4 protein-coding genes, 1 other RNA gene and 1 pseudogene are annotated in these 5,192 nt (G+C 46.1%); 3 read left to right on the top strand and 3 right to left on the bottom strand.

Going from position 1 to position 5,192, the window contains the following annotated elements:
* Positions 1-190 precede the first annotated feature (190 nt).
* On the top strand, positions 191-541 hold the full coding sequence (locus Q0668_RS13190) for a hypothetical protein (protein WP_298865405.1): 351 nt from the start codon (positions 191-193) through the stop codon (positions 539-541).
* 37 nt (positions 542-578) lie between these two features.
* Here the strand turns inward: Q0668_RS13190 and Q0668_RS13195 are convergent, their stop codons facing one another.
* The gene (locus tag Q0668_RS13195) at positions 579-893 is read right to left on the bottom strand and encodes an Hpt domain-containing protein (RefSeq protein WP_298865408.1); all 315 of its coding nucleotides are present in this window, start codon (positions 891-893) and stop codon (positions 579-581) included.
* A gap of 473 nt (positions 894-1,366) precedes the next feature.
* Here Q0668_RS13195 and Q0668_RS13200 point away from each other — a divergent pair, with 473 nt between their 5' ends.
* Positions 1,367-2,545 carry an LptF/LptG family permease gene (locus Q0668_RS13200; RefSeq protein WP_298865411.1) on the top strand — a complete coding sequence of 393 codons (1,179 nt, stop codon included), beginning with the start codon at positions 1,367-1,369 and terminating at the stop codon, positions 2,543-2,545.
* 19 nt (positions 2,546-2,564) lie between these two features.
* Here the strand turns inward: Q0668_RS13200 and Q0668_RS13205 are convergent, their stop codons facing one another.
* A complete protein-coding gene (locus Q0668_RS13205; protein ID WP_298865414.1) occupies positions 2,565-3,620 on the bottom strand; it encodes an alpha/beta hydrolase family protein in 1,056 nt (351 codons plus the stop codon).
* A 527-nt stretch (positions 3,621-4,147) separates the two neighbouring features.
* On the opposite strand from Q0668_RS13205, the gene ssrA reads away from it, so the two are divergent.
* Positions 4,148-4,505, top strand: a transfer-messenger RNA (tmRNA) gene (ssrA, locus tag Q0668_RS13210).
* 286 nt (positions 4,506-4,791) lie between these two features.
* On the opposite strand, the pseudogene Q0668_RS25890 reads toward ssrA, so the two are convergent.
* Positions 4,792-5,109: pseudogene (locus tag Q0668_RS25890) on the bottom strand (site-specific integrase); the annotation flags it as partial.
* Between the last annotated feature and the right edge of the window lie 83 nt (positions 5,110-5,192).

Genomic DNA, 5,192 nt, shown 5'->3' on the forward strand with positions numbered 1-5,192 from the left:
ACAAGATTCAATATCAGTAGCACATATTTACTAAGAATTGACTAGTCAGGTCAATAAGAACCCTGAAAATTCAACCGTAATACCCCTGATATTACACGATCAAGAGAGTAAACTCAGCAAAAATCTTCCGTAGAATTCGTAAATGAGATTTTGGCCTTAATTAAGACGTTGATTGAATTGCCGGTTAAATATGAAGATCGAAGAATTTCAGCAAGCCCTGGTTAATATCGTCAGCCAATTTCAAACGGCAGATTATGACACCAGACATCTGCTACTTGATCTCTCCGAAAAAATATTGGCATTAGCGGAACAGGCCCCAGATTTGCTTCCGGATCATTTCAAGTCCGAATGGAAATCCATCTGCAGGGAAGTAGACGAAGTACAACCGACATTCAAAAGCCACCGAAAAACGTCGATACTGCTTGATCGGGAAGGGATGGGCCAACCGGGAAGACAAAGAGCCAACGCGATCATCACAAGAATCGTTGCGCTCTCGAAGTCAGTCAATCGACTGAAAAATGAGGAGAATTCACCGGATTGAATGATTTCTCCAACTAGGAACCAGGAAATCTGGCTCGTCAAACAACAATCCGATCCATGTGATTCAACATGAATTCCTTGTGTTGTTCAATTCCAGACTGATCTTCCGCTTTACAGGCAATCTCTAATTCGGCTGCGATCTGCGAAAGTTCTTCAAATCCATAACCGGCACTGGCCCCTTTTAACTGGTGGGCTAATACTTTAAGGTCCTCAATCTGACTGGAAGCGGATGCATCACGTAAAAATATCTTTTTCTCTTCAATGCCCTCTACGAACATCTCAATCAATTCGAGGAAATCTTCGTCATCACAAAATAATGATCGAACCGGTTCATTTCTCAGAGTATTATCCATGGTTGCAGATTCCATATCCAATAAAGGACTTCTATTTGTTATTTGTCATTGTTTGATTGTCAGCTACATGTGAGCTCTTACAAACTTGATGGCGTTTCCTCAAAAAAAGACCTCCGAATATAGGCCTTAGTTAATTAATAGGTTGAACACATTACCCGGAAGTAAAAAATGATAAAATTACCCCATTTAATGGCAAAGTGAATCCCTCCAGTGAATTAAATGTACCGATTATGACAGAACTGCCGATACAATGTTGTCTTGTTCCGAGAGGACCGGCCTGACTCTGGTTATACATTCTATTCATGATCTTCTGATCCGCACCACAATAAATGCACAAACATACACAACACCATGTCTGATATTGACTCGATCCCACTTCTTCTCGTATACAGCTTCGGTCAACATCTGCAATTCAAAGCCTGTAGCTAAACCCATATCACCTTTCCATTTCTTCAATATTAAACCCATCAATCATGCGATTGCTTCAGCGCTATATTCTCTTTGAATTACTGCGCGTTTTCACCTTGATGATCACAGTTCTGACCGTTCTATTGGTGTTTGTGGGCGCGTTCCAGCAAGCAACAGATCAGGGTCTGGGGGCTATTCTTGTCTTAAAAATTCTGCCTTTCATCGTCCCCAGTATGTTGCCTTTTACGATTCCCGCCACTTTGCTGTTAACTGTTTGTGTCGTTTACGGACGAATTTCAGGCGACCAGGAGATCACAGCGGCCAAGGCCGCGGGGATCAATGTCCTCTCGCTCCTCTGGCCCTCTTTTATACTGGGTGGTTTTTTGAGTCTGGGATCACTACTGTTAAGCGATCAGATCATCCCCTGGGCCGAAAAAAATATCGAAAAAACCATTGCCCTGGAACTCGAAACCATATTTCTGGAAAAACTACGATCTCAAAATCAGATACACGATCCCGCGAGTGGAATCTCCATTACCGTTATGGGAGTCCGAGATAAAACACTACTCGTACCCACATTTCGCTATTCTCCACCCAACAAACAGCCCGTGCATCTGCAGGCGGAAGAAGCAACTCTGGAATTTGATCTCGCTCATCAACAAGTCATATTGCACATCTCAAAAGGGCACATCGACTTTCCCGGCAAGCCACGGTTTTACGTCGAAAAAGATGATTTTCCTTTTCCGCTACCCAGTCAAACCGCCATGGCAAAGCCCCGGCACATGAGTGTCAGATCAATCAAAACTGAATTGGGCAACCTCGATGAAAAGAAAGACGAATTTGAATTTCAGCGTGATATCGAAGTCGCCATGGTCTTAGCTCTGGGGGATTTTGAACGATTTCACTCACCCGAAATCAATACTGATTTACCCCAGACTCAAGTCGAAGATAAACGCAAGAATAAACTTAAAACTGCGCTATCAAGTCGCTTCGCATTAAGTTGCAGTTGCTTCTTCTTTGTTCTCGTTGGTTGTCCGTTTTCCATCGCTCAAGCTCGCAGACAGTTCCTCACCAGTTTCTTTTTGGTCTTCATGCCCATTCTACTCTTCTATTATCCCATCGTCTTGTTGACGATCAATTTATCGAAGCTGGGCAAAATTGAACCAGGTTGGTCCCTATGGGCCGGGAATATTGGCTTACTGTTTATCGCCATCCACCTGCTGCGAAAAGTACTCAGGAATTAGACCGCTCACGCGATGCTCTTTATTCCCAGTTTGAGAAAAAGGTCGTCAAGCGCCGCGTTTCGCCAAAGATGTACATCGCAGCGGTAATATGACCAGAATCCAACCAGACCAGTTCCGGTTTCTTGCCGATTGATTCCCACAGCGCGATGGAACTTTTGGGCGGCAGAATCTCATCATGCTTTGCCACGACCATTAAGACATCGCGATCCTCAAGTAAATGTCCATACGTATGAGGATCAACGGGCGACATGATCTTCAGAAACGATTCGTAGGTTCCCCCATTTTGCAACCACTGTTTCCGAAACTGTTTTGCATGCGGATGAGGGTTCTCCCATATTCCCAATGCCAGATTTCCACCTCCCAGATAGATCGCCACTTTTTTGAACCGAGGCTCGGCTGCTGAAGAAAGTGCCGACATTATTCCTCCCAGACTGATTCCCGTCACACCCAGTTTTTGGGAATTGACCTCGTCGCGATTCGCCAGCCAGGCAGCCGCCCGTCTCACATCCAGCACAGCCTGAGTCATCCCTTCCGCGGTATGTTCGGGCACAAAAGAAATCATGCGACGCCGACCATTTTCACCCACTCCACGTCTCTGAGCATAATAAGGCATTTTAATTGTCAACGCCGCGATTCCCTGTCGCGCCAAGGAATTCGCAGACATCTCGGAAAGCTCAAAACCGCCTCCCAGAATATGCAGGCAGACACAGGCTGGAAAAGGACCATCGCCTGCAGGCTGATAGTAATGACCGTGGACCGTATTATTTGCTTCCACCTTCGTTTTCACTGGTGAAGGAAATGTTACATCATACACGCGAACCGGACCGCTCATCCTCTTGAACTCACACGTAAACGGAAACGTATGCGCTGCGAGATGAAAACGAGCGGGAACTTTTTCTTCTTTTGCAGTCGTTTCAAAACGAACCTGCCCCCGTGCGGGAATGTCTACAAACACAGGTCCCGCAGGTTTGTTCTCCCCCCTGCTCTCCTCGGCGGTGACGAATAGACAGACGCTGATTCCCAAACTCAATAAAAGAAAACGCCGATCCCTCGACGTGCAGCGATTACAAGACATGATTTGGAAACTTTCCGAGATAGAATAATTGATATAGAATCAGCCACCAGATCTATTAGACGATTGCTGACACAGGCCTGCCTCATTTTAGACCAATCGGAAGCAATTATGTAGACCGATCTCGGGAAGAACGAATGGGAAGCGAGGAAACAGTAAAGAAAAACGGTAAGGATGATTCCTCATAAAGAACGACTTCCACCGGGAAATACTTTTTCATCCGATGACAAGCATTAAGAATCCCGATCATTCTCTCTTCGACGTCGGCAATGAACCGAAATGCGATTTCCTAATGTCTTTTCGATTATTTGAGTGAGATATCAGCCAAAAAACGGATTTATTTTATTTTTACTAGATCATTTTCATGCTTAAATTCAAGAGATTTTATCCCTAAATCCTGATGTCTGACAATTTTCCGCAATCAGAGTAAATTGACTCCCATCGATCTGCTGATAATATTGTGAGAGGAGCAGAAAGATTTTCCATTTTTTGTTACTCTTTTTGTTTACTTTTGACGTATTACTAGACACGGGGGCGATCGGATTCGACTGGTTCACCGTATGTTAGGGTGGCGTGCCGTGGTTGATCAGTTGGCCACGTAAAAAGCTGATCACAATCTAATTGCAAACAAGCAATTTTCAATGGCTGCTTAATAAAAGCAACCCCGGCTTAGGAATCCCTGTCTGAGGAGTCCGAAGGCTGGTCACAAATTCAGACTGGTATCAGATCAATGACCACTCCGTCTGATACGAGATCCGTGGTGGACTGGCTTCCGAAGGGCTTTGTTTATTGTGCCTGAAGAAGCGAGACTCAAACAATAGAATATGCACGTAGAGGCTTTAGCTGAGGGTTCACAGGACGCGGGTTCAATTCCCGCCGCCTCCATAAAGACATCGCCAGTGACTGGCGGTGTCTTTTTTTGTCTGGCACTGCCAGAAGGTGACTCTTCATCAGCACTTGCGTGATCTTCATTTTCGCATTTTGAGTGACATTCACTGCCCTCGGGCGTCTCGGATTGCCCCTCGCAGACGCATGATTTGCTGCAAATATGCTGCGACGAACTGGAAATATGCTGCGACACTGACTCAGTTGAGCGGCGGTATTCGAGCCATTTTGGATCGGTGGGCAGGTTCTGAATCCCCTTCGCCTGATCCTGCAGTCCGATGTGCGTATATCGCATTGTCATCTTCACGTCGGCATGTCGGGCCAGTTCTCTGGCGACGACCAGTGACGTACCGTTCTTCAGCAGCCCTGTGATGTAAGAGTGACGACCGGCGGCATGAAAGTCAGCGTCGCCGTCTTTTGTGGTGTACGGAATTTCGGCAGCTTCGAGATCTTTACGGATCATCGTGTAGGCCTTCCGTTTGCCCAGTTTGGGGAAAAGTGGCTGACCTGACGGGTACTCCGGCAGCCACTGTCTCAGGAGAGAGGTAAGGTGCGGGTGCAACGGAAGAACATCTTTCTTACGGTGCTTACAGATTTCGTGAATCACTGGCAGGAACGGTTCCAGCTTTGAGACACGAGGCTTTGCGCGGCGATAACCGGGCGGTTCGGAATGCGTCAGGATTTTCTGCA

It is taken from the genome of uncultured Gimesia sp. (assembly GCF_937910335.1).
Lineage (GTDB): Bacteria > Planctomycetota > Planctomycetia > Planctomycetales > Planctomycetaceae > Gimesia.